Origin of the sequence: Lentzea sp., from assembly GCF_035525475.1 — a bacterium.
Classification (GTDB): Bacteria; Actinomycetota; Actinomycetes; order Mycobacteriales; family Pseudonocardiaceae; genus Lentzea.
On sequence record NZ_DATLEC010000072.1, the window covers coordinates 1 to 20,292 of the forward strand.

Consider the following 20,292-nt stretch of genomic DNA (forward strand, 5'->3'; position numbering starts at 1 on the left):
GGGCTCGGGCTCGCCATCGCTCGGGGGGTGGTTCGGGCGCATGGTGGGGAACTGACCTGTGAGGCTTCTGGTTCTGGGGGTGTTTTTCGGGTGGTTCTGCCTTCTGGTCGGTCGGCTGGTTGAGTTTGGTTCGCGATTGGGGGGCTGGCGGGTGATGGCACGCCTGTTTCGTCGGGCGGCTTGCGGTTTCGTAGGTGGTTCCGTTGCGGGAGCTTCGCTCAAGAGCTTCACCGCTCGGCTTCACCTTCGCTTATGCCACTTGTTCTGCTGGGGCCGCGAAGGTGTTGCAGGCTGTTGTTGTGTTTGTCTTGAAGCCTGTTGTCGCCCATTGTGCTTGGTTTTTTGCTGAGCCGTGGGCGTTGCTCTCCGGCTCTTCTTCTACGGCGTACTGGAAGTCCTCTTGGGCTTGCCTTGCCAGGTTTTGTGTTACTGAGCCCCTGCCTGCCACGCTCGACAGGAACATGCCCGCGAAGCAGTTCGCCTGCAGTTCTATCCTGCGGGACATCTCCAGGCCCGCCGTTGTCTTCTCGCCTGCCTCGGTGATCTTCAGGTCTGCTGCTCGCAGCAGGCCCGTCAGGGCCTGGACGTGGTGGCCGTACTCGTGGGCCAGCGTTGCCAGGTGGGTTGCCGGGGCGTCGCCTCCGCCGTTGTCGCGCAGGCGGGAGGTGGGCATGTAGATGGTTCTGTTGCGGCCGCAGTAGTAGGCCACCGCGTGGTCCGACTCCGGGGCTGCGCCGCAGGGGCCGTCCTTCAGCTCTGCCGAGGCGTCCAGCACTGGTTTGTCGAACGGGAGGTTCGCCTCGGTCAGGAGGGGGCCCCATGCTGTGTCCAGGCAAGTGACGCCTGCCGCGTAGTAGGCGGCCAGTTGTTGGTCTGAGACGCCGAACTGGGGGAGGGCGCACGTCACCTGCGTGAGCGATGCCGGGGTCAGGAGGACCGGGTGGTCTTCCAGGCGGTAGACCGCTCTGGGGCGGATCGGGGTCGAGGGCTCCGTCGAGGCTGCTGGGGCCGGGCGGGAGCTTGCCAGGGCGTGCCCTGTGACGAGTCTCGGGCGGCTCAGCTGGCCGATTCCCAGGACGAAGGCGACTACCAGCACGAAGACTGCCCCGAGCGTTACCGGGTTGTTCTTGGCTGGTTGGGTCACGTTCGCCCCTTTCTAGGAGACCGATCCCGGGTCGGCTGCCCAGGTGTTGCACTCCGACGCCTTGTTCGACCTGTAGCCGCGGTCCACCCACGCCGCGTTGTTCTGCGGTGTGCCGTGGTCCTTCGTCGGGTAGATGTCGTAGTCGCCCCGGTTGCCCGCGTCGGTCAGACCCACCCGGATGACGTCCATCGGCACCGCGCCGTGTGACAGCGGTGCCAGTGTCATGCCTCCGAAACAGGTGGCTTGCAGCTCCATCCGGCGGTTCAGGTCGAGGCCCTTCGGAGTATCCCACCCTCCCGCGTCGTACTGCGCGCGGTCCGAGGCCTTGAGCATTCCGGTGAGCCACTGGATGTGGTGGCCGTACTCGTGGGAGAGCTGGCCCAGGTACTTGCCGGGGTGGTTCGGGTTGTTCGGGTTGCGTTCGGAGGCGTAGGCGTTCGCCGTCCAGTAGATGCCGCCCTGGCAGTAGCGCGCGGTCTGGTCTGGGCGGACCGTGCCGCACGGGTACTGCATGGTCTCCGTGACGATGTGCAGCTCTACCGGCTGGTACGGCAGGTTCGCCGCCTGCAGGGCCGGTTTCCACATGCTTTCGATGCACGGGAGGGCCGCTCGCAGGAACTTGTCCTGGCCCGCCGGGGAGTAGTCCATGGCGGGCAGCGCGCAGCCGCTGACCGTGTTCGCGCCGAAGCTCGGCTTCAGGAACGGGTGGTCCGCCAGGGCGTAGACGGCCTTCGGGCCCGCCTGCGCCGGTTGGGACGCGGGGGCGCGCGACGCCGAGGGGCGCGACGGGGTGGTCTGCGTGCTTGTCGCGACGGACGTCGTGGGCGGGGTGAACGTCGGGCTGTAGGTCGTGTAGTTCGAGTAGCCCGTGTCCTTCACCTTGCTGTTCAGCGTCGCCGCGAACACGCCCACCGCGCCCAGGCCGAGGATGACGACGCCGCCGAGGATCAGGGCGACGATCGGGCCGCTGCTCTTGCGGCGCGGCGGGGCCATCCCGGGGTACGGCGCGTAACCGTTCGGCGGGGGACCCCAGGCCGGGTGCGGTGGCGGCATGACCGGGCCCGGCGGGGGCGGCGGGCCGAACTGGCCGTACTGCTGCGGGGGCGGGCCCTGCGGCGGCATGCCGTACGGAGGTGGCGGGGGACCCATCGGCGGACGCTGCCCCAGTGGTGCGGGCATCGGTGGCGGGCCGACCGGGCGTGGCGGCGGCCAGCTGCCCGGCGGCGGTGGTTGCGTCATCGCCTGCGATCCCCCCAATGGTGAGCCTGGGTCGGGTACGAGCATAGGCGGACCGAGATCGCGTGTCCCCCGACCGGGCTAACGCACTCTGTCCTCGTCACTGAGACGTGCGGGCCGGGGGATCGGTTCACGAGACGTCCGCTGGGCTCGCCGCCCAGGTGTTGCACGCCTTGATGTTGTTCTGCTTGTGGCCGTGCATCACCCAACGCTCGTTGTTCGGCGCACTGCCGTGGTCAGGCGTGCGGTTGTAGTCGCCGCGCTGGCTCGCGTCACGCAGACCGGTGTTGACGACGTCCATCGGGATGACGTTCTTGTGCGTGAACGGTGCCAGCGTCATGCCGCCGAGGCAGGTGGCCTGGAGCTCCAGCCTGCGGTTGAGCTCCAGGCCCTTCGGGGAGTCGAAGCCGCCCGCGTCGTACTGGGCCTGGTCTGCGGCGCGCATCATGCCGGTCAGCCACTGGAGGTGGTGGCCGTACTCGTGGCCGAGCTGGCCCAGGTACACGCCGGGGTGCCGGAGGCCGTTCTGCTCGCTGGCGTAGAAGGTGCCGGGCCAGTAGATGACGCCCTTGCAGAACATCGCCGTCGTATTGGCCTGCCGCGAGCCGCACGGCGTCTGCGTCGTGCCGGTGAAGACCTGCAGCTCGACCGGCTGGTACGGCAGGTTCGCCGCCTTCAACGCCGGCTGCCACGCCTTCTCGATGCACGGCAACGCCGCCGAGAGGAACCGCTGCTCGCCCGCAGGGGTGTACTCCATGGTCGGCAACGGGCACGACGCGAAGTCGTTCGCGCCGATGTTCGTCGCGAAGATCGGGTGGTCGGCGAGCTTGTAGACGGCCTTCGGACCTGCGGGCGTCGGCTGCGTGCTCGTCGTCCGTGACGACGAAGTGCGCGTGGATGACGTCGTCGTGGCCGCGGTCGTTGTCGTCGTCGATCGCGTGGGGGAGTACGTCGGGCTGTAGGTCGTGTAGTTCGAGTAGCCCGTGTCCTTCACCTTGTTGTTCAGCGTCGCCGCGAAGACACCGACGGCGCCGAGGCCGAGGATCACCACGCCACCGAGCACGAGCGCCAGGACCGGGCCGCTGCTGCTCTTGCGGCGCGGAGGCATCACCGGGTACGGCGGCGCGTACCCGCCGTGCTGCGGGTGGCCCCACATCGGCTGCGGCGGCGGCATCACGGGACGCGGCGGCGGCAACGGTGCGTAGCCCGGCGGAGGCCCATAAGGAGGAGGGGGACCCATCGGCGGACGCATGCCGGGAGGCGGTCCCTGCACCGGCGGCGGTCCGTGGACGGGCCGGGGAGGCATCGGCGGCCCGTACGGGGGCCGTGCGGGCACGGGCGGCGGCCCCACCGGGCGTGGCGGCGGCCAGTTGCCCGGTGGCGGTGGTGATGTCATCGCCGAAAATCCCCCAGTTGGCGTCTGTTCGAAAGTCCGCCGGAGCATATGAGGACTCCGCTATTGTCCGCAGCCGTGTCGAAGAACTGGGGAGTGGCGCTCCTCGCAGCAGCCGCACTGACGCCCGCGATGGCGGTGGGCGCGTTCGCGCAGCCGCTTCCCGGCACCGTCAGCACCGAGGTGCGGATGAAGCTGGAGCGCGACGCCAGGCTCACCGTCACCGAGACCGTCCACGTGCCGGACGGCGAGACGGTCAAGAGGACAGTCCCCTTGCGACTCGCCGTGGGCAACGACCTCGAGCGCCAGTACCAGGTCACCGACGCGAAGGTCGACGGCAGGGGCAGCGCGACCGTCGGCGGCGAGGAGTTCACCGCCACCTTCGAGGGAGGCGACTCCACGCTGACCTACACGGTCGTCGGCGCGGTCGCCCCCGTCGGTGACGTGCTGGAGGTCCGCTGGCAGGTCGCGGGCGGCTGGGACACCGAGCTCGACAAGGTCGCCGTCTCGTTCTCCGCACCCGACTCCCCGACGTCGGTCAACTGCCTCGCGGGCCCCGTCGGCTCGTCGCAGCCCTGCACGAGCGCGGACCTCGCCGACGGCAAGGGCGTGCGCGCCCAGGAGATCAAGCTCGCCGCCGGGGAACGCGTCGACGTCGCGATCGGGCTGTCCGCCGGGGTCGTGCCGCCCAACGCCGTCGTGGTCGAGCAGTCGGGCCTCGCCGCGGCGTTCGCCCTCACCCCGATCAGCGCCGTCGCGCTCGGCGGCCTGCTGGTGCTGCTGCTCGGCGGCGTCGCACTGCTCTGGTACCTGCGCGGCCGGGACGCGGCGGCGCTCGCGAGCGAGGTCGGCGCGGTCTCCGTGCTGGTCCGCGACCAGGGCGGCCACGTCGCGTTCGCCTCCCCGGACGGCGTGCTGCCCGGCCAGGTCGGCACGGTCGTCGACGAGCACGTGGACGTCGTCGACGTGACCGCCACCGTGATCGACCTCGCCGTCCGCAACTACCTGTGGATCACCGAGGTGCGCCAGGAGGGCGGCGGTTTCGGCCACGACTGGCAGATCGTGCGCCGCAACCCGCCCGACGCCTCGCTGTCGGGCTACGAGAAGGCCGTCTACGAAGTCCTCCTGCCGCAGGGCGTCGACGCCGTGACGGTGTCGGAGCTGCGCGGCCGCCAGGTCGACCTCGCGCGGGTCCGCGACGAGCTGTACGCCGACGTCGTGGAGAAGCGCTGGTTCGTGCGCAGGCCCGACGCCGAGCGCAGCCTGTTCTGGTGGGTCGGCATCGGGCTCGCGGTGCTGGGCGTGGTGGCCACGGTCGTGCTGGCGCTGACCATCGGCAGCGCGCTGTTCGGCCTCGCGGTCGCCGTCGCCGGCGCCGCGCTCGCGTTCGGCGCCCGGTCGATGCCCGCCCGCACCAAGCGCGGCAGCGAGCTGCTCGTCCACGTCCGTGGCTTGCGCGGTTACCTCCACGGAGTGACTCCGGCCGACGTTCCCGAGGACGACCGCGAGCTCGTGTTCTCCCGGTCACTGCCCTACGCGGTGGTGCTCGGCGAGACCGAACGCTGGCTCACGGCGTTCGGCCAGCAAGATCTGTACTGGTACGGCAATTCAGGGACCAGCACCGACTTCCGGCGCAGCTTCCCGGCGTTCCTCGGGGCGCTCGACGGCGTGCTCGCCCAGGCGGGCCACCTGCGATCGCTCCGGGCGCCGAACCCGTAGGCTTGCTCCATGGCCTCACCCGAACTGCACAGGTTCACGTTGACCAACGGCCTGCGGGTGGTGCTCGCCCCCGACGCCAGCGCACCGGTCGTCGGCGTCAGCGTGCACTACGACGTCGGCTTCCGTTCCGAGCCGGAGGGGCGCACCGGGTTCGCGCACCTCTTCGAACACCTGATGTTCCAGGGCAGCGAGAGCCTGGAGAAGCTGGCCCACTTCCGGCACGTGCAGTCGTCGGGCGGCACGTTCAACGGGTCCACGCACCCGGACTACACCGACTACTACCAGGTGCTGCCGAGCGCGGCCCTGGAGCGGGCGCTGTTCCTCGAGGCCGACCGCATGCGGGCGCCGAAGCTCACCGAGGAGAACCTCCGCAACCAGATCGACGTGGTGAAGGAGGAGATCCGGCTCAACGTGCTGAACCGCCCGTACGGCGGGTTCCCCTGGATCCTCCTGCCGCCGGTGCTGTTCAAGACGTTCGCCAACGCGCACAACGGCTACGGCGACTTCGTCGACCTGGAGAGCGCCACGGTCGACGACTGCGCGGAGTTCTTCGACACGTACTACTCGCCGTCCAACGCGGTGCTGACCGTCGCGGGCGACCTCGACGTCGAGACCACCAAGTCGTTGGTGGAGAAGCACTTCGCCGACGTGCCCTCCCGGCCGAGGCCCGAGCGCCCCTCGTTCGCCGAGCCCGCCCCGCAGGGCGAGGTCCGTCATGAGCACGCCGACGCGCTGGCCCCGCTGCCCGCGATCGCGATCGGCTACCGCGTGCCGGACCCGGTCACCGACGTCGACGGCTACCTCGCGTACCTGGTGCTCGCCGGCGTGCTGACCGACGGCGACGGCTCGCGCCTGCAGCAGCGCCTCGTGCACCGCGAGGGCATCGTGATCGACCTGAACGCCGGTTGCGGCCTCTTCGGCCCGCTCGAGGCCCGCGACCCCGACACGTTCAGCATCACCGCGATCCACACCGCCGAAGTCGCGCCCGAGCAGGTCGTCGCGGCCATCGACGAGGAACTGCAGAAGCTCGCGCAGGAACCGCCGTCGGCCGAGGAGCTCGCGAAGGTCACGGCCCGCTGGGCGTCGACCATGCACAAGGAGCACGACCGGCTCACGAACCGCACGCTGGGCCTCGGCTCGGCGGAGCTGCTGTTCGGCCGCGCCGAGCTCATCTACGAACTCCCCGAGCGCATCGCGGCCGTGACCGTGGACGAGGTGTCCGCCGCGGCCAAGGCGCTGCGTCCCGACGCCCGCGCCCTTCTTCTCGTCAAGCCCACCGGAGGAGCCCAGTGACCGCCTCGATTTCCTCTCCTGGGAACAAGACCCACCGCACCGCCGAGGAGATCGGACGCACGTCGACCGGCTCGCGCCCGTTGCCGGAGCTGGGCTCGCAGAAGGCGGCCGCCGAGCTGTCCTCTGTGGACACCGTGCTGCCCAACGGGCTGCGCGTCATCGCGGTCCGCCGCTCCACCGTGCCGATGGTCGAGGTGCGGTTGCGCGTCCCGTTCGCGGACCCGGCCTCCCCCGGCACCGGTTCGCGGCACGCCGCGACTGCGGAGATCCTCGCGAACACCGTGCTGACCGGCACCGCCACGCGGTCGCGCGTGCAGATCGACACCGAGCTGGCGCTGGTCGGCGGCGAGCTCGACTCCGTGGTCGACCCGGAGCGCCTGAGCTTCACCGGCAACGCGCTGGCCAGCGGCCTGGGCACCGTGCTGGAGGTGCTGGCCGACGTCCTGACGAACGCCTCCTACCCGGCCGACGAGGTCGAGCGCGAGCGCGGCCGTCTCGTCGAGCGCATCACGATCGCCCGCTCGCAGCCGAGCGTCATCGCCCGCGAGGCGTTGCAGAAGGTGCTGTACGGCGACCACCCGTACGCCAAGGAGATGCCGGAGGCCGACGAGGTCGCCGCCGTCTCCCGCGAGGACGTCGTGGCGCTGCACGCCAAGGCCCTGCTGCCGCGCGGCTCGGTCTTCGTGGTCGTCGGCGACGTCGAGCCGTCCGAGGCCGTCGCCCGGATCGGTGAGGCGCTGGGCGCGTGGCAGGGCGAGGGCGAGGCCGTCCAGCTGCCGCCGCTGCCCGCCGTCAAGGGTGGCGACGTGCTGCTCGTGCACCGCGCCGGTGCCGTGCAGTCGCAGATCCGCCTTGCCGCGCAGGCGATCCCGCGCACCGACGAGCGCTACCCGGCGCTGCAGCTCGCGAACCTCGTCTACGGCGGCTTCTTCTCGTCGCGTCTCGTCGAGAACATCCGCGAGGACAAGGGCTACACCTACAGCGCCCGGTCGCACCCCGAGTTCACGATCCACGGCGCCACGCTGCTCATCGACGCGGACACGGCGTCCGACGTGACGGCGGCCGCGCTGCTGGAGACCCGCTACGAGCTGGCGCGCCTGGGCATGGTCCCGCCGTCGCAGTCCGAAGTGGACGTCGCCCGCAGCTACGCCATCGGCACCCTGCTCACCTCCACGTCCTCGCAGTCGGGCCTGGCGTCGTTCGTCGTGAACATCGTCGCCCTCGGCCTGGGGATCGACTGGCTGGTGGCGCACCCGGAGCGGTTGCAGGCCGTGACGCCGGAGCAGGTCGCGGCGGCCGCGCTGGAGTTCTTCGCGCCGGGCAACTTCACCGGCGTGCTCGTCGGTGACGCCGAGCAGCTCAAGCCGAAGCTCGCCGCGTTGGGCGGTGTGGCGTTCCAATGACGTTCGAACTGGTCGGACTGCCCGCGCTGTCGCGGTCCGCGACCGACCGGTCCGAGCCGTTGCGCGGCGACGAGGAGAAGCTCGCCGCGCTCTGGCCCAAGGCCCGGATGCTGGTCGTCGACACGCGCGGCCGCACGCTGGTCGCCGATCGCGGCACGCGGGTGGTCGACCGCCCGGCCGTCGAGTTCGGCGACCAGCCGCCCGTGAACGCCGTCCTGCTCGGCGAGCAGGACGGCGTGGCGTACTTCGCCGTGCAGATGCCCGCCGAGGAGGGCGAGCAGATGCCGATCGGCCGCGCCTGGGCGCCGCCGGAGCCCACCGACGAGCCGCAGTGGCTCGACCTGCGGCAGGCCGGCGCGACCCTGGACGACATGTGGGCCGGGCTGTTCACGACGGCCGCCGCGTTGTTCCACTGGCACCGGCTCGGCAAGTACTGCGCCAAGTGCGGCGCGCGGACCGTGCTGGAGAAGTCCGGCTGGGCCTCGACGTGTTCGGGGTGCGGGCGCGAGGAGTACCCGCGCACCGACGCCGCGGTGATCTGCCTGGTGCACGACGGCGCCGACCAGGTGCTGGTGGCGCGCGGACCCGAGTGGCCGGAGGGCCGGTTCTCCGTGCTCGCCGGGTTCGTCGAGGCCGGCGAGTCGCTGGAGGCCTGCGTGTCGCGGGAGATCCTCGAGGAGGTCGGCGTCGAGGTCCGCGACATCCGCTACCTCGGGTCGCAGCCCTGGCCGTTCCCCCGATCGCTGATGATCGGGTTCGAGGCGGTGGCGGACCCGTCCGAGCCGTTGCGGCTCGCCGAGGGCGAGATCGCCGAGGCCAAGTGGGTCTCGCGGGCGGACGTGCGCAAGGCGATCGAGGAGCCGGGCAGCGTCCCGGGCCTCGGGCTCGCCGGCGGTGCGTCCATCGCGTTCCGGATGCTGCAGAGCTGGTCGGGAGCCGACTACCCGGGGTGATCCTGACCGATTCGACGGCATGGCGCTGGTGCGCCGATGATGGTCGGGCGGCTCGACCTGCCCGACCCGCCGCCTCAGGAGTAGGGCTGCCAGCCGGGGATCGGGGCGTGGTCCGGACGGGTCTCGCCCCAGTCCCGGCTGCCCGGCGGCAGCACGGTGTGCTCGGCCAGCCGCATCCGGTTCCGCACCCGCCACCAGTCGGCCAGCAGCCACGGGGTCAGCGGCACGGTGATCAGGATCCCGCCCCACAGGGCCGGGCCGACACTGACGAACATCCAGGCGAAGGTGCCCGTGAAGGAGGCGGCGAACAACCGCCACCCGATGCCGGCGGTCGTGAAGTTGCCCCGGTCGGTTCCGGTCGTCCGCCGCACGGCCCACCGGTGCAGCTCGCGCCACTCCTCGATCGACATCCGGGTGGGCCGCGCCGGCGTTCCCCGGCGCGACCGGACCAGTTCGGCCAGCTCACCGGGCTGCACCACCGGCAGGACCCACTGCTGCGGCCGTGCCACCAGGCGCAGCATCGGACTCTTGCCGACGGGCACGCTGATCCCACCGGGAACCGGCCACGCCTGAAGGTCGGGCGAGGTGCCGGGCTGCACCAGCGTGAGGTCTCCGAGCCACATCGCGCGCGGATAGACGCCACCCTCATGCGACCTGTGCAGCTTGTGCACCAAGCGATCCCGCTGCACAACGACCCGCCGTCGCGCAATGGCACCCGCACCTCGACGTTGCGGCCGAGGTTGGCGCCCAGCCGGAACATCCGGCCACCGAGGTAGCCCAGGGCCGGACACAGCACCAGCAGGACCGGTGTCCAGACGTAGCCGCCCTTGGCGATCAACCAGAGCGCGCTCACCGGCACCGCGAGGAACGCCACCCGCCCCGAGACGCGCGGCACGTTCCGGTTCAGCACCCACACCACTCCCGCGATGCCCGGTCCCGCGAGCACGAGCTGCGACATGCCGGGTGTGGTGAGCAGCGCAACCACCGGCAGCACAACGGTTCAGGCCAGCGCGAGCGCCGCACCGACCAGCCAGCGCACCGCGAGAGGTGGCCCGGTGAGAGACACGGCCGGCCCCCGCACCTGAGTGGTCCGATCGCCCGTGGGCGGGGGAGCCCCTCCTGTCTCCGTGCTCTCCACGACCAGGGCTTCGGAGTGGACCTCCGGCAGGCCCGAGACCCTCGATCGCACCAGGGAGACGAACTCCTGCGGGTCCTCGACCGGCAGTACCTGCTCGCCCGAGGTGGTCCGCAGCACCACGACGTCACCAGCCGGCACGGGCAGCCCGCGACCGTCGGTCAGCGTGATCCACGGCGCCTCACCGGCCACCGCCGGCCGCGTGCTGATGCCGAGGAGGTCGGTGAAGCCGTAGGACGGCTTGGTCGGTCCGCCGGAGGCCATCCGCCCGCCGCCGGACATCGCCGTGATCTCCAGGCCGTCGCCGGTGACCTCGACCGCGTCGTTGTACCAGCTGGGTCGCGGGTCGACGCGGAACTCGAACAGCACCTTGCCCGGCGCGCGCTTCGACGCCAGGTGCGCCAGGTACGTCACGATGAGCGGGAGGCCGACGATGATCGCCATGTTGAGCGCGGGTGACTCACCGCCCAGGAGGACCACGACGGTGATCGCGGCGGCGGCGGACACGCCCAGCGCGACGAGCGGCCAGTGGTGCGGTTTCATGCGCCCATCTTGGCGAGGTCGTCCGCCCGAAGCAGGCGAACACGCTCATCCACCGATCCACGAGACGTAGCCGTCGGGGCGGACGGTGGCTTCCAGGCCGTCCAGCACGGTGGTGGTGCCCTTGCCGTCGGACAGGTCCAGGCCGGGGACGAAGGTGCCCGCCAGCGGGTGGGGACAGCCCGTGTCGTAGCGGATGTCGGTGCCCTGCACCATCGCGGAGATCCGGGTTTTGACCTCTGGCAGGTCGAGCAGGTCGCTGAAGAGCGCGTGGAGCTCCCGCGACCGCGGGTCAGGTCGGGTCAGGGCGACCTGGGCCAGGGTGTTGCGCAGGACGCGGGCGGCGACCGGGTGGCGTTCGGTGGTGTAGGTGTCGATGAGGGCGGAGTCGCCGGTGGCCAGCTTCCAGCCCAGGTCGAGCGCGTCCTGGAGGCCCAGGTTGAGGCCCTGGCCGCCGAACGGGGAGTGGACGTGGGCGGCGTCGCCCGCCAGCAGGACGGTGCCCCGCCGGTAGGTGGTGGCCTGGCGGGTGTTGTCGGTCCAGGTGGTGGCCGTGTGGACGTGCGTGATCCGGACGTCACGGCCGCTCACCCTGCGCAGGGCGGCTTCGAGGGACTCGCGGGTCACGTCGCGGGTCGCCGGCGGGCCGTCGTACTCGATGAGCATGATCCGGCCCTTGAGCGGGCCGAACGCGTGGACTCCGGCCGGTGTGCGGTGCCAGCCGTTCGGGAGGTCGCCGTCCAGGTCGACGATCGCCTGGTAGCCGGTCAGGGTGGGGCCGGTGCCGGGGAAGTCGAACCCGGCGAGCGTGCGGACGGTGCTGCGGCCGCCGTCGCAGCCGACCACGTACTCCGAGCCCAGATTCAGGCCGGTCACCTCGACGCCGCGGCGGATCTCCACGCCGAGGTCGCGGGCGCGGGCTTCGAGGATGCGTTCCAATGCCTGCTGGGACAGCATCACGAGCGGCAGACCGTCCAGTTTGAACAGTCCGGCGAAGTGGCCGGTGGAGCCGCGGCTGTTCCACGCGAGGCGGGCGGTCTCCTCCTCGCTCGCGGCGTCGATCGCGGGACCCAGGCCGCGCATGGCGAGCATCTCGCGGGTGCGGCCGCTGATCATCTGGGCCTTGATGGTGCCGGACTGCGTGGTCAGGCGTTCCAGGACGGTGGTGCGGACGCCCTGCAGGGCCAGTTCGCCCGCGAGCAGCAGGCCGACCGGGCCCGCGCCGACGACGGTGACGTCCGATGATGTTTTCATGCTCAACATTTGAGTATGAAAACATCGCGTCGTCAAACTCGTTTTAGGATGGGGTGGTGACAGAGCCGATCTACTCGTGGCTGTACGTGCAGCAGGGCGTGGACGCCGTGAAGGCCGCGATCGGGCGGCGCATGGAGGCCGAGGCCGGGTGCTCGCTGCTGGAGCACGTGGCGCTCTACCAGCTGCACCACAACGGCGGGCGGCTGCAGATGTCCGAGCTCGTCGAGCTGCTCGACGTCAGCCCGTCCGGCGTCACGCGCCTGGTCGAGCGGCTGGTCCAGCGCGGCTGGGTGGTCAGGGAACAGCCTGCGGACAACCGCCGGCTCGTCATCGCCGTGCTCACGCCCGAGGGCGAAGAGGTGTGCGTGGGGACGACGGCGCGGGTGTACCGGGCGTCGCTGGCCGAGGAGTTCACCGAGCTGCTGAGCGAGCGCGACCTCGCCGACCTGCGGCGGATCGGGCGCAAGCTGATGGAGGGGCACGACCGCTGGGACGTGAAGCGGTTCGCGCCGTCAGAGCAGTGACGGCAGGACGTGCTCCTCGGTGACCATCAGACCGGTGGTGGCCATGGTGTCCGCCAGGCCGGGGTCCCAGCTCGCGTTCTCCGGGCGGGAGTTCAACGTCGGCAGCTCGACACCGCGCGCGATCAGCGTGGCGACGGCCTCCCGGTAGTCGGCCGCGGACATCCGCCACGGGGTGCCGCCGGTCCAGGCGAGGACCTCGTTGGTGACGCGGATGCCGTCGGGCGTGAAGTCGTTGTGGCACCGCACGGTCTTGCCGTCGAGGTGGTGCTTCGCCTGCGGCGTCAGGCCGTTCGGCAGCACCACCAACGGGCCGGGCACCCCAGATTCCAGCAAGCGCGCGCTACGGACGACGGTGACCTCCTGCGCTGCCAACGAGTCGTTCAGCGACAGGTATCCCTGCGAGGTCAGCACCGGGTTGCTGTAGGCGTCGGGAAGAACGCCCGACCGCTCCCAGTCGGTGCCGGCGAGCCGCAGGGCCCTGCCCACGACGCGCGTGAGCGGGCGGCCGTCGTCGAGGTCGTTGCCCGCCAGGGCGAACCGGGTCGTCCAGCGGCGCGGCTCCCGGCTCAGCTTCGCGAGGATCGACGCCGCCTGGTTCGCGATCATCGGCAGCACTGGCTGCGGGATCTTGCCGTACCGGCGGACGTGCTCGACCCACTCGGCGGCCCAAGGCTCGGTGAGGAGGCCGTGCTCCCGCAGCGCGTACTTGAGCACGGCGTCCGCGGTCGAGGCCTCCTCTGTGGTGGACATGCCGATCGGCTTGCCGTGAACGGATTCCAGGACCTCGGGCAACGTGCTGCCGTGCGCGCGAACGTGGTCGTCCAGGCGCGCCAACGAGATCTGGCGGCGGGCCGGGTGGGTGATCGGCTTGCGCAGCAGCTCGCCCAGCGCGGCGGCGGTGCGCTCGTCCTCGACGCGGAAGCTGAACGCGGACCGGCCGCCGCCCTCCATCGTCTCGCGGGCGAGGCGCCAGAACTCGGCCAGCTCGGGGGAGTCCATGTTCACGGGTCCACCCGGTCCAGCGCCCTGCCGTCCCACGTCGTCTGCGTGCACGCGACGCCACGGCCGTTCTTCGGCCGCAGCACGTCGAAGATGTGCATGCGCGGGATCTTGTCGGACACGCCCCAGCCGCTCGGCCAGGTGATCACCCAGTCCATGTCCAGGTCGACGAGCAGGCCCAGCATGCGCGCGATCGTCGGGTCGTCCAGGCGTTCGAAGGCCTCGTCGAGCAGGACCAGGCGCAACGGGTCGAACTCGTCGCTCACGGCGTCGTAGAAGCTCGCGGCGGCCGCGAACAGCGTCACGTACGAGATCAGGCGGGTCTCGCCGGACGAGAGCTGCCGGAGCCGCCGTTCCCGCGGGTTGCCGTCGGGGCCCGTGTCGGCGACGGTCACCGTGAACTGGTGCCAGGTGCGGTAGTCGAGCGCCCGCGACAGGATCTCGGCGTACCCGCCGGAGTGCGCGTCGCGCTCGTTCTCGATGCGCTCGGTGAAGACCCGGCGCAGCGTGGCGTCCTGCTCGGGCGTGCGTTCGCCGAACGGCAGCCGTACCAGCGCAAGCGCTTGCCGCGTCTGGTCGTCGAGGGCGCTGGACGACTTCCACGCGAGCTTCACGTGCACGCCCTGGCTGGAACGGGCCTGGGAGAGCACCTCGTTCATGCGCTTGGTGAGGGCCTCGGCGACCGAGATCTGGCCGCGCAGCCACTCGGCGAGGTCGCGGATCAGGTAGTCGGCGAAGATCCCCTGGTACTGCTCGTCGAGGAACCCGCGCTGCTCGGCGAGCTTCGTGGTGACCTGGCGGGCGGCGACCGCGACGGGCTTCGCGCCCTCCTCGCCGGTCACCGTCACGGTCAGCAGGCCCGCGTGCTGCTCGGCGGCGATGTCGTGGCTGCCGGCCAGCGAGGTCTGCAACGCCTGGAGCTTCGCGATCACGGTGGCCTCGGTGCCGCCACGCCGGTCCGGGGTCTCCGCGATGGCCTGCCGCACCAGGGCTTCCTCCGGTGGCTCGGGGAAGGCCGCGGCCAGCAGTCCGGGCGCGCGCACGGTCGCCTGGAAGTTCGCGGACGCGCGCGCCAGCGCCTCCTCGGACTCGGCGACCTGCGTGGAGTTGCTTTCCAGCAACGCTTCCAGCTTCGCCGCCTGCTCGCGCGCGGTCGTGATGCCCTCCCGCACGCCCTTCAGGTCCTCGCGCATCCTCCTGCGCGACTTCTCCAGGGACGCGAGCTGCTCGCTGATCTCCTTGGCCTCACCGCCGACGGCGTCGGTCAGCTCGGCGAGCGTCCCGGCTTGGGCCGCGTGGTCGACGCACCGGCTGTCGGCGTCGGCCTCGGCGGTCTCCCGGTCCGCGACGGCCTCGTGGTAGCGGTGCGAGGCGTCGGTGAGGTCGGAGATCGTGCCCTGGCACCGCCTCCGCACGGCGTCACCGAGCAGGTCGGCGGTCCGCTGGGCCTCCGAGGCCGCCGACCGGGCCTGGCGCAGGCCTTCCGTGTCGGACGGCAGACCGGCGTCACCCGCCTGCCGGGTCAGCTCGCTCCGGGCTGCTTCCAGGCGCGAGTTGGCGTTCTCCAACGCTTCGCGCAGCTCGAACGTGCGCTGCTGCGCTCGCGCCGCGGACTCCTCGGCGGCCTGGACGCGGCTGTGCTTCGCGATCAGCTCGCCGTCGCCGGGGAACGCGGTGACGTGCGCCTCCCACGTGGCGACGTGCTCGTGGGCGCGGGCCAGCTCGTCCTCGGCGGTGCCGAGCTGGTGCCGGAGGCCGGCGAGCTCCTCCTCCAGGGCGGCGATCCGGCGGCCGCGGGCGGCTTCCCTGGCGCCGGCGCCGATGAACTCGGCCTCGGGTTTGGTCCAGCGGCCGGTCAGCACGCCGGTGCGCCAGTCGCCGGTGGTGGTCATGTCGTCCAGCGACACGGCTTTCAGCAGGTCGGAGACGAAGGTCTCGGGCACCGGCGAGCCCTCGACGGCCGGCACCAGGAACTCGGCGAGCGAGCGCTCGTCGACCGCGGGCCTCGGCACGGCCAGGACGTCGTTCAGCTCGGCGTGGGCCGGGGTCACCCACGCGTCCAGCAGGCCGCTCGCCTGCAGCGCGGCCTCCAGCCCCGCGCGCTCGTCGTCGGTCAGCGACGGCGCGAAGTCCACCAGCCGGTAGAAGGGCGCGCCGACGGCCGGGTCCCGTTCCGCCGACGTGTACTGGCCGGGCACCGGCACGCGTTCGTCACCCGAGCGCAGCCCGATGAGCTCCTCGTCCAGCGCGTCGAGGCGGGCGCGCAACTCGGCGCGCTGCCGCGTGAACGCGTGCGCGGCGTCACGAGCCGCCTGCACCAGCGGGCCGACCCACTCGCGGGCCTGGGCGCTCAACGCCTTCGCGGCCGCCGGGTCCGCGGTTCGCGGCAGTGCCAGTGCGGCCGACGGGCGTTCGTCGAGCAGCGGGCCGCTGGACGTCCACACCTCGACCTGCTCCAGCCAGGCCTGCACGACCTCGGCCAGCTCCTGCACCTCCTGGTTGCGCAGCGAGGTCGACTCGGTCGCGCCGAGCTGGGCGTCGCGGGCCTTCTGCCGCAACGACTCCACCTCGCGGTGCCGCGCGTCCAGCGCCAGCGCCTGCTCGTGCAGCGACAGGGCGAGCGCACCCCGTTGGCGGGCAAGGGAAGCGATGCCCGAGGTCTGGTCGACGACGGACGTCAGCGCGGCCACCACGTCCTCGGTCGCGGCGGCGGGCGGCAGCCGGCGTTCGATCGGCAGCGGACCGGCCTCGGGGTCCGGCTTGGCGCGCACCGAGGCCGTGGTGACCGTGGCCTCGGCGGCAGGGACCTGCGGCACGTCCGGCGCGAGGCCGGCGTCCATGCCCGCCAGGCGCAGGTTCTCGCGCAACGGGTCGCTCAGCGCGTCGGCGGCCTGGAGGTCTTCCGCGAGGCGCCGCAACAACCGCAGCACGGTGTCGACGGCCGCGTCCTCCTGGGCGCGCTGGCGGTGGGCCGTTTCGAGAGCGGCGACGGCGGAAGACCGCATCTGCGCCACCAGGTTCTCGCGCGTCTTGAGGTCCTGGAGGTCGCGGAACGCGGGCAGTTCCTTCAACGCCGCGATGGTCTCCTCGGCCTGCTGCTCGCCGGTCTCCATGTCGGTCAGCGCCTGCTCGGACGCCGCGCGCTCCACGCGCGTGAGGTCCAGCTCCCGCGTGAGCTTCGACTGCTCGCGCCGCAGCTTCGCCACCGACCTCTCGGCGGACTCCAGCCGTTCGGACGCGCCGCGCAGCCCACCGAACGCGTAGTCGCTGTAGGTCTTGAGGAACGTCCTCAGCGCACTGTCCGCGGAGGACAGTCGCACGATGTTCTCGCGGATCGACTCCAGGTCGTCGAACGACGTCGCGAGCTGCTCGACCATCACCTGGTCCAGCGGCGGCAGGGCGTCGGACAGGATCTGCTCGAGCTGCCCCTCCAGCACCTTCAGGCCGACGTCCGGGTTGCGCAGCGTCCGCTGGAGGTGCAGCAGGTCGCCGTACCGGGCCGCGGGCACGCCGTAGAGGGCGTCGGCGATCTTCGCGCGGAACGCCGGCTCCTCGAACATGCAGTCCGCGCCGATGAGGTCGCGCAGCTGGGCGGGGCCGTGCGGAACGCGTTCCGGCCCCGCGAGCCGCAGTTCCGCGCCGACGCGCATCGGCGTGACGAACCGCCACGAGTCCGTGATCGCCTGCGAGGTCTTCGACGCCTTCACGCCGATGCCGCACGTCAGGTACTCGTTGCCCGAGTGGTCGGCCGCCTCGCGGATCAGCTCGACCCACGCGTAACCGATGCGGTTCGGGCCGCCGTCGTAGTCGTCCAGCATGAGACGCCGGATGCTGACCGTGTCGAAGCCCTTCGAGCCGAGCTGGCGCAGGTCGCCGTCCAGGCACAGCGGCAGCAGCAGCTCCAGCGTGCGGGACTTGCCGGAGCCGTTGGTGCCCTGGAAGATCGCGCGGCCACCGGAGAAGTCGAACGTCTGCTCGGTGTACTGCCAGATGTTGACCACGCCGCCGCGGTGCAGCCGCCACCTGCTCATGACACGTTCTCCTCGTCGAACAGGGACCAGCTCGGTACTTCGGGCACCACAACGGGTTCTGGTTGGTGTTCTCGTTCGGGATCGCCGTCGGGGGACGGCAGCCAGCGGTGCGCGGCCGCGCTGATCGACCACGCGCCGTCTTCCGTGCGTGCGGCCAACCCCATGCGGCGCAACAGTTCCGTCACCTCGGCGACCAGCCGGTCGAGGTCGTCGGTGAACTGCTTCGACCACGCGGCGGGGTAGTCCTCGACCAGACCGGCGCAGACCTCGCGGAGGCGTTCGGCCGTGACCACGTACCGGGCGGGCGGGTTCTCGTCGTCGCCGTCGGCCAGGTCGGGCAGCGCCAGCAACGCGATGCGCGCGACCGTGGAGACCCCCGGGAACGACAGGTCCGTCAGGAAGTCCTCGGGGTCGGCCGCGAGCACGCCCTCGACGCGGCACTCGGTGTAGAGGCCGAAGGCCTGCTCCAGCAAGGCGGTCTCCTTGCGCTGGTTGCGCCGCAGCCACTCCGCCTGGTCGTCCGGCAGGTCCGCGTAGAGCACCAGCGGCGTCTCGACGAGCTTGCGCCGCACGGCGTGCTCGACACCGCGCGGACCAGGACGCGCCGCCAGTTCGACGAGGTGGGCGGGGCTCTGGGCCTCGCCGACGGGACCCGTCACGAGCTGGCCCAGCAGGTCGGTGTCGATCGTGATCAGCGCTTCCTGCGGCAGCAGGTCCTGCGCGACCGAGCCCTCGGTCTCGTGCAGCACGCCCAGGGAGACGAGGTGGCGCAGGGCTGCGGTGAGCGCACGTCGTTCGGTGACGTCGTCGGGTGCGCCGATGCCCGCTTCCACCGCGGCGGAACGGATGTCGGCGACGAGACGGGACAGCAGGGTCTGGCGGCCGATTCCCGTGAGCACCGCGAGCGTGAGGGCCAGGTAGGCGTAGCCGCGCGGCGACATGCTGAGCACGCCACGCGTGTCGTCGTGGCCCGGCCCGGACTTGTAGAGCCGCGCGAACCGGCGTTCGACGACGAGCCGGTAGCCGAGCAGGCCCGCGAAGAGGTCCTGCAACGTCGCGCGGTGCCGGTAGACGAGGCTGAGCAGCTCGCCGTCCGGGCCGTCGGCGCGCAGCATCGGCCTGCGCAGCAACGTTCGCGCGCACCGCACCACGTTGGCGGCGTCGATCTCGGAGAGGTTGTCCAGGTGGTTCATCGCTTCAGGGCCACCGTCGCGTCGTGCAGGGTGAGCGTTCCGGCGGCGGACCTGATCCGGGTCGTGGTGCCGTGGGCGATCTCCAGCTTCAGACCGCGCACGGGGTCGCTGGCCGATCCGCTGTCCCGCGGGGAGTCGCGCTGGGCCATCGCGAGCGTCAGCAGCTCGCAGAAGACCTCCAGCGCGCCGTGCGTCAGCGTGGTGTTCTCCAGGTCCCCGGCGGCCTTCGTCAGTTCCGCGACGTGCCGCGCGCGGATCTCGTCGGCCTCGCGGGCCTCCGCGAGCAGCGACTGCTCGGTCATCGGGTCGTCGAGGATCCGGGACGGCCTGCCGCGCGCCCCCCGGTCGCCTCTCGTCCGCACTGAGACCGTGACGTCGCAGACCGGGCCGTCGCGCCACGGCGTGCGCTCGTTGTCCGAGTCGTGTTCCGGCGCGGGGGAGAGGTGGCGGGCCGAGTAGAGCCCGAACGCCGACGCGTAGATCTCGTGCGCTTCTTCTCTCGTCGAGTTGTCGAACCAGGCCGCGAGCTTCAGCAGCTCGGCACGGCGTCCGGGGAGCAGGCCACCGCCGGAGGTCGCCCTCTTGACGCTCGCCAGCAGGCTGCCGATCGCGCGGGCCGTGGCCTCCCGCAACGCCGTGACCTGGCTCGGGCGACCAGGCCGGTCGACGAACCAGTCCGTGAGCTCCTGCCAGTCCTCCGGCGTGCGGCCGCGGGCGCGTTCGACGTGGAGGCCGAGGTCGGTGGCGAGGAGCCGCAGCAGTTCGGCGCGCGCCTTCGCGAGCCCGGCCAGGGCCTCCGCGATCGGCGGCGTGTACTTCAGGACGTCCTCGACGACGCGCTGGATGTACTCGACCAGCAGGTTGCGGAAGCCGGCGATCTCGTCGGGCGCGAGGTGGTTCCGCGTGACGACCTGGCCCAGGTAGGCGTAGAAGTCGCGGACCGTCGCGGCGAGCTCGGCGTGCTGCAGGAACAGGGTCGTGACGCGCTCGGCCAGCAGCTCCCTGGTCTTGTCGCCCTCGTTGAGCAGCGCGACGCTGAGCGACCCGCCCAGCTCGTTGAGACCGCGTTCGATGGCGGGGAGCAGCTCGCGGGACACCTCGCGGGCGCCTTCCGGGACGCGCAGCAGCTCGTCGACGTCGCGCTGGACGCGGACCGCGAGCTTCGAGACCTGGTAGCGGACGCTGCCGTGCTGGAACTCGGCGATGCTGGCGGCGACGACCTCACGGCGGCCCTGGACGAGGTTGCCCCACTCGACCAGCTGCTTGAGGCGGTTGATGACGTTCTCGATGCGGGACTCGCCCTGCTCGACGCGGCCCTCGCGCTCCTGCCCGGCCAGTGCTCCGGCGACCTCGCCCGCGCTGAGGTCAGCGAGCAGCGTGGAGGTGAACAGCCGCATGATCGCCAGGTACGTGCGCTGGTGATCGCGCGCGTCCAGATAGGCGTACAACTTCAGCCGCTTGTGCTCCACGACCGG

General features: G+C 71.5%; 15 protein-coding genes. 5 read left to right on the forward strand and 10 right to left on the reverse strand.

What is annotated here, in order from left to right; translation table 11 throughout:
- Positions 1–250: 250 nt before the first annotated feature.
- The 3 genes from VM306_RS12805 to VM306_RS12815 form a co-directional block, all read right to left on the reverse strand.
- Positions 251–1,144: a neutral zinc metallopeptidase gene (locus VM306_RS12805; protein WP_325514525.1), complete on the reverse strand. Its 894-nt coding sequence runs from the start codon at positions 1,142–1,144 to the stop codon at positions 251–253.
- A 12-nt stretch (positions 1,145–1,156) separates the two neighbouring features.
- Positions 1,157–2,293, reverse strand: coding sequence for a neutral zinc metallopeptidase (locus VM306_RS12810; protein WP_325514527.1), 1,137 nt, complete (start codon positions 2,291–2,293; stop codon positions 1,157–1,159).
- A gap of 217 nt (positions 2,294–2,510) precedes the next feature.
- Positions 2,511–3,632 carry a neutral zinc metallopeptidase gene (locus VM306_RS12815; protein WP_325514529.1) on the reverse strand — a complete coding sequence of 374 codons (1,122 nt, stop codon included), beginning with the start codon at positions 3,630–3,632 and terminating at the stop codon, positions 2,511–2,513.
- A gap of 219 nt (positions 3,633–3,851) precedes the next feature.
- Here VM306_RS12815 and VM306_RS12820 point away from each other — a divergent pair, with 219 nt between their 5' ends.
- The 4 genes from VM306_RS12820 to nudC are packed head-to-tail and all read left to right on the forward strand — an operon-like array spanning position 3,852 to position 9,141.
- Positions 3,852–5,492, forward strand: coding sequence for a DUF2207 domain-containing protein (locus VM306_RS12820; protein WP_325514531.1), 1,641 nt, complete (start codon positions 3,852–3,854; stop codon positions 5,490–5,492).
- Between the two features lie 9 nt (positions 5,493–5,501).
- The gene (locus VM306_RS12825) at positions 5,502–6,785 is read left to right on the forward strand and encodes a pitrilysin family protein (RefSeq protein ID WP_325514533.1); all 1,284 of its coding nucleotides are present in this window, start codon (positions 5,502–5,504) and stop codon (positions 6,783–6,785) included.
- Positions 6,782–8,188: a M16 family metallopeptidase gene (locus tag VM306_RS12830; protein ID WP_414672365.1), complete on the forward strand. Its 1,407-nt coding sequence runs from the start codon at positions 6,782–6,784 to the stop codon at positions 8,186–8,188. Before VM306_RS12825 ends, VM306_RS12830 begins: the two co-directional genes overlap by 4 nt.
- Positions 8,185–9,141: an NAD(+) diphosphatase gene (gene nudC, locus VM306_RS12835; protein ID WP_325514536.1), complete on the forward strand. Its 957-nt coding sequence runs from the start codon at positions 8,185–8,187 to the stop codon at positions 9,139–9,141. The genes VM306_RS12830 and nudC overlap by 4 nt, the downstream gene beginning before the upstream one ends.
- 74 nt (positions 9,142–9,215) lie before the next feature.
- On the opposite strand, the gene VM306_RS12840 is transcribed toward nudC, so the two are convergent.
- The 3 genes from VM306_RS12840 to VM306_RS12850 all read right to left on the reverse strand — a co-directional run bounded on the left by VM306_RS12840 (position 9,216) and on the right by VM306_RS12850 (position 12,070).
- On the reverse strand, positions 9,216–9,764 hold the full coding sequence (locus VM306_RS12840; protein WP_325514538.1) for a hypothetical protein: 549 nt from the start codon (positions 9,762–9,764) through the stop codon (positions 9,216–9,218).
- Between the two features lie 377 nt (positions 9,765–10,141).
- Positions 10,142–10,819 carry a hypothetical protein gene (locus VM306_RS12845; RefSeq protein ID WP_325514540.1) on the reverse strand — a complete coding sequence of 226 codons (678 nt, stop codon included), beginning with the start codon at positions 10,817–10,819 and terminating at the stop codon, positions 10,142–10,144.
- Positions 10,820–10,864: 45 nt separating this feature from the next.
- Positions 10,865–12,070 (reverse strand): FAD-dependent monooxygenase, encoded by a 1,206-nt coding sequence (locus VM306_RS12850; protein ID WP_325514542.1) that lies wholly within the window; start codon positions 12,068–12,070, stop codon positions 10,865–10,867.
- A 56-nt stretch (positions 12,071–12,126) separates the two neighbouring features.
- Here VM306_RS12850 and VM306_RS12855 point away from each other — a divergent pair, with 56 nt between their 5' ends.
- Positions 12,127–12,594: a MarR family winged helix-turn-helix transcriptional regulator gene (locus VM306_RS12855; protein WP_325514544.1), complete on the forward strand. Its 468-nt coding sequence runs from the start codon at positions 12,127–12,129 to the stop codon at positions 12,592–12,594.
- On the opposite strand, the gene VM306_RS12860 is transcribed toward VM306_RS12855, so the two are convergent.
- From VM306_RS12860 to VM306_RS12875, 4 genes are read right to left on the reverse strand one after another with little or no spacing between them, the layout of a single operon-like run.
- Complete coding sequence (locus VM306_RS12860) at positions 12,583–13,593, reverse strand: DUF2399 domain-containing protein (RefSeq protein WP_325514644.1); 1,011 nt, start codon at positions 13,591–13,593, stop codon at positions 12,583–12,585. The two genes, VM306_RS12855 and VM306_RS12860, sit on opposite strands and share 12 nt — an antisense overlap.
- 2 nt (positions 13,594–13,595) lie before the next feature.
- The gene (locus VM306_RS12865; RefSeq protein WP_325514546.1) at positions 13,596–17,624 is read right to left on the reverse strand and encodes a TIGR02680 family protein; all 4,029 of its coding nucleotides are present in this window, start codon (positions 17,622–17,624) and stop codon (positions 13,596–13,598) included.
- Positions 17,621–18,817: a TIGR02678 family protein gene (locus tag VM306_RS12870; protein ID WP_325514548.1), complete on the reverse strand. Its 1,197-nt coding sequence runs from the start codon at positions 18,815–18,817 to the stop codon at positions 17,621–17,623. Before VM306_RS12870 ends, VM306_RS12865 begins: the two co-directional genes overlap by 4 nt.
- Complete coding sequence (locus tag VM306_RS12875) at positions 18,814–20,286, reverse strand: DUF2397 domain-containing protein (protein WP_325514550.1); 1,473 nt, start codon at positions 20,284–20,286, stop codon at positions 18,814–18,816. The genes VM306_RS12870 and VM306_RS12875 overlap by 4 nt, the downstream gene beginning before the upstream one ends.
- Positions 20,287–20,292: the final 6 nt, after the last annotated feature.

Coding starts and splice junctions, on each gene's coding strand:
- VM306_RS12810 (WP_325514527.1), bottom strand. CDS start 2,293: ATGGGTCCCCCGCCACCTCCGTACGGCATGCCGCCGCAGGGCCCGCCC.
- VM306_RS12815 (WP_325514529.1), bottom strand. CDS start 3,632: ATGCGTCCGCCGATGGGTCCCCCTCCTCCTTATGGGCCTCCGCCGGGC.
- VM306_RS12825 (WP_325514533.1), top strand. CDS start 5,502: ATGGCCTCACCCGAACTGCACAGGTTCACGTTGACCAACGGCCTGCGG.
- nudC (WP_325514536.1), top strand. CDS start 8,185: ATGACGTTCGAACTGGTCGGACTGCCCGCGCTGTCGCGGTCCGCGACC.
- VM306_RS12840 (WP_325514538.1), bottom strand. CDS start 9,764: ATGTGGCTCGGAGACCTCACGCTGGTGCAGCCCGGCACCTCGCCCGAC.
- VM306_RS12845 (WP_325514540.1), bottom strand. CDS start 10,819: ATGAAACCGCACCACTGGCCGCTCGTCGCGCTGGGCGTGTCCGCCGCC.
- VM306_RS12850 (WP_325514542.1), bottom strand. CDS start 12,070: ATGAAAACATCATCGGACGTCACCGTCGTCGGCGCGGGCCCGGTCGGC.
- VM306_RS12860 (WP_325514644.1), bottom strand. CDS start 13,593: ATGGACTCCCCCGAGCTGGCCGAGTTCTGGCGCCTCGCCCGCGAGACG.
- VM306_RS12865 (WP_325514546.1), bottom strand. CDS start 17,624: ATGAGCAGGTGGCGGCTGCACCGCGGCGGCGTGGTCAACATCTGGCAG.
- VM306_RS12870 (WP_325514548.1), bottom strand. CDS start 18,817: ATGAACCACCTGGACAACCTCTCCGAGATCGACGCCGCCAACGTGGTG.